Origin of the sequence: Mesorhizobium sp. M8A.F.Ca.ET.021.01.1.1, from assembly GCF_003998025.1 — a bacterium.
Classification (GTDB): Bacteria; Pseudomonadota; Alphaproteobacteria; order Rhizobiales; family Rhizobiaceae; genus Mesorhizobium.
The window spans coordinates 1-3,655 of the sequence record NZ_RZSJ01000608.1 but is presented as its reverse complement, the minus strand read 5'-3'; the positions used below and the strand labels follow the sequence as shown (position 1 = coordinate 3,655).

The 3,655-nt window shown below is 62.8% G+C and carries 4 protein-coding genes; all 4 read left to right on the top strand.

The features are described 5' to 3' along the window. A partial coding sequence (locus tag EOA36_RS30700; protein WP_148669439.1) for a phosphoadenosine phosphosulfate reductase family protein occupies positions 1 to 285 on the top strand: 285 nt, incomplete at its 5' end. A gap of 170 nt (positions 286 to 455) precedes the next feature. Then, positions 456 to 989: a DUF934 domain-containing protein gene (locus tag EOA36_RS30695; protein ID WP_127280675.1), complete on the top strand. Its 534-nt coding sequence runs from the start codon at positions 456 to 458 to the stop codon at positions 987 to 989. A gap of 97 nt (positions 990 to 1,086) precedes the next feature. Continuing rightward, a complete protein-coding gene (locus EOA36_RS30690) occupies positions 1,087 to 2,694 on the top strand; it encodes a GMC family oxidoreductase N-terminal domain-containing protein (RefSeq protein WP_127280674.1) in 1,608 nt (535 codons plus the stop codon). Between the two features lie 192 nt (positions 2,695 to 2,886). Further along, positions 2,887 to 3,507 (top strand): DJ-1/PfpI family protein, encoded by a 621-nt coding sequence (locus tag EOA36_RS30685; protein ID WP_127280673.1) that lies wholly within the window; start codon positions 2,887 to 2,889, stop codon positions 3,505 to 3,507. Positions 3,508 to 3,655 lie beyond the last annotated feature (148 nt).

Here is a 3,655-nt window from a genome sequence, read left to right as displayed (position 1 = left end):
ACACGGGCCGCACTTCCGGTGTTCGAGGCGGTCGGCCCGCGCATCCGCATCAATCCGCTGGCGCACTGGACGACGTCGGATCAGGCCGACTACATGCGTTCGCATGCGCTGCGCGAAAATCCACTGGTCGCCTATGGCTATCTGTCGATCGGCTGCTTTCCGTGCACGCAGCCGGTGCAGCCGGGCGAGGACGCGCGCAGCGGCCGCTGGGCCGGTCACGCCAAGACCGAGTGCGGCATTCACCTGTCGGGACTGGAAGTGTCGCTGACCGACGCATCACTATAGGGTATGTTGCAATTCAGGTGAGGCCGGCCTGCAAACGGCAGCTTCCTGCGCTTCCGGGGCTCACGTACTTCAAGTACGCTCCGCTCCGGTTCTCGGAAGCAGCCGTTTTCGAAGCGGCCTGACCTGAATTTCAGCACACCCTTGAGCTCTTTGAATTTTTAGGAATTTTGATGACTGAACCGACGACACCGGAGACCCGGCTCTGGACCCCTGAAGGGTTTCGCGAGGACGAGTGGACCCATGCCGAAAGCGCCGACGCGCTGGCAGGCAATGGCCGCTTCATCCTGCCGTTGCAGGCATTCCTCGATCTTGACCCGGAGGCGCGCCGCTCGGCAAAGGAGCGGCTTGGCGTCGTGCTGCAGCCCGGCGATCAGCTCGAGAAGATCGCCGACCTGCTCGACCAGCTGTCGCTGGTGGCGCTGGCCTTCCCGGCTTTCGGCGACGGCCGGTCTTTCACCAAGGGCGAACTGCTGCGCAACCGCTATCATTTCACGGGCGCGCTGCGTGCCACCGGGCAGATCCTGGTCGACCCGTTGCCGCATATGCTGCGGCTTGGTTTCGACGAGTTCGAGATCTCGAATCCGGTGCTGTTGAAGCGGCTGGAGGAAGGCCGGACCGGCGGCCTGGGGCTTTACTACCAGCCGGCCGCCATATCGGAGCCCAAGGGTCCGAGATATTCCTGGCGGCGGGCTCGCGGCAACTGACGCGGCGGTAGGTCCACGCGTCTTTACATCGCCCGCGATCGGGCCTTCTCTGATCGTCCGGATAGAAATATCCGCCTGACGATCTGGGAGGGGTCTCATGCGCTACGACTATGTCATCGCCGGTGGCGGGTCCGCCGGCTGCACGCTTGCCGCGCGGCTCTCCGAAGATACCTCGAAAACAGTTTGCCTGATCGAGGCGGGAGGAGCCGGCAAGGATCTGCTGACCCGCGCCCCCGCCGGCGTCATCGCGCTGCTGCCGGGCCGGCCGAAGATCAACAACTGGGCGTTCGAGACGGTGCCGCAGCCTGGGCTTGGCGGCCGCAAGGGTTACCAGCCGCGCGGCAAGACGCTCGGCGGCTCCAGTGCCATCAACGCCATGCTTTACACGCGCGGGCACCGTGGCGACTATGACGAATGGGCCGATCTCGGCTGCCAGGGCTGGTCGTGGGACGACGTGCTGCCCTATTTCCGGCGCGCCGAAGGCAATCAGCGCGGTGCAGACGCACTACATGGCAGCGAAGGACCGCTGCGGGTCGGCGAACAGCAGGAGCCGCGTGCGCTCTCAAGGGCCTTTGTCGAGGCCTGCGGCGAAAACCAGATACGCCGCAACGACGATTTCAACGGACCGGAGCAGGAAGGGGCGGGGCTCTATCAGGTGACGCAATTCTGGGACGAGCGCCGCAATGGCGAACGATGCTCGGCGGCTGCCGCATATCTGCATCCGGTCATGAGCCGGCCCAACCTTACCGTCATCACCGGAGCACAAGCCACGGGCATCGTGCTTGACGGCAAGCGGTCGACCGGCGTTCGCTATCGCAAGGGCAACAGCGAAGCGATTGCACAAGCCGGGCGCGAGGTCATTGTCTGCGGCGGCGCTTTCGGTTCGCCGCAACTGCTGTTGCTATCGGGCATTGGCCCCGCCGCCGAACTTGCCGTGCACGGTATTCCGGTTGCTCACGAACTGCCCGGAGTGGGCAAGAACCTGCAGGATCATCTCGATTTCATCCTGGGCTGGACGTCGAAGGACGCCGACATGATGGGCATCGGTGTGCGCGGTCTGCCTGGCCTGCTGCGGCATATGCTGCGCTGGCGCAGGGATGGCGGCGGCATGATCGCTACGCCCTACGCGGAAGGCGGCGCCTTCCTCAAATCCGACCCAGCGATCGACCGGCCCGACCTGCAACTGCATTTCTGCATCGCCATCGTCGACGATCACGGCCGCAAGCTGCATATGGGTTACGGTTTTTCCTGCCACGTCTGCGTGCTGCGGCCATATTCGCGGGGCGAGGTCGGGCTGTCGAGCGCGGATCCGCTGGCGGCACCGCGCATCGACCCGCGCTTTCTATCGGACGAACGTGACGGCGAGCTTCTGCTGAGGGGTGTTCGAATGATGCGCGGTGTCCTGGAGGCGCCGGCACTGGCCAAATACCGCCACAAGGAAATCTACACTGCCGGCGTGTCGAGCGACGCGGAGCTTATGTCCCATATCCGTGCCCGCGCCGACACGATTTATCACCCGGCCGGCACCTGCAAGATGGGCATCGACGATATGGCGGTGGTTGATCCGGAACTGCGTGTCCACGGCATGCAAGCCTTGCGCGTCGTCGACGCCTCGGTGATGCCGAGGCTGATCGGCGGCAACACCAATGCGCCGACCATCATGATCGCCGAGAAGGCCGCGGACATGATCAAGGCGGTTGCCTGACCGTATTCTGGTCGAACCAATGATTCCATTTTGGCCTTTTTAACGACTCGAATTTGCTGGTGATCGTGCCCGTCTCCGAAAACTGGTCTTACCAATAGGGCGATTTCCGCTTCCCCTTTCACCGTCCTGCCCTTAGGATAAGTCGATTATTTCGTCATCCGAAATAAATGGCCACAAAGGGAGGAACCGGGAATGGCTGGTAAGAAAATATTGATGCTCGTTGGCGAGTTCAGCGAGGAATATGAGATTTTCGTCTTTGAGCAGGCCATGCATGCCGTCGGCCACACCGTGCATGTCGTGTGCCCGGACAAGAAGGCGGGCGATGTGCTGAAGACATCGCTGCACGATTTCGAGGGCCACCAGACCTACACCGAAAAGCTCGGCCACGATTACATCCTCAACAAGACGTTTTCCGAGGTGGATCCGGGCCAGTACGATGCCGTCTACGCGGCGGGCGGGCGCGGTCCCGAATACATCCGCATCGACAAGCGCGTGCAGGCGCTGGTGCGGCACTTCCATGAGACCGGCAAGCCGATCTTCACCATCTGCCACGGCGTGCAGATCCTGATCGCGGTCGACGGCGTGGTGCGGGGCAGGGAAGTGGCGGCGCTTCACTATTGCGAGCCGGAAGTGACGCTGGCCGGCGGTATCTATATCGACGTCGCGCCGAACGGAGCCCATGTCGACGGCAATCTCGTATCTGCCAAGGGCTGGCCGGGCCTGTCCAATTTCATTCGCGAATGCCTGAAGGTGCTGGGCACGGAGATCCGCCATGGCGAGATCCTGATGCGCGACGAGCGGCAGGCGGCTTGAGGCTCTGAGAACCGGCTGCTCTTCTACGCTTTCAACTCAGGTTGGAAAGCTTTGCGCAGCTTCCTCATGCGGCCCTTGGGCATTGTTCGAAAAGCCAGGCAATTGGCTTTTCGTCCGCTGCGCGGACCACACTTCACCTCTCCCTTGA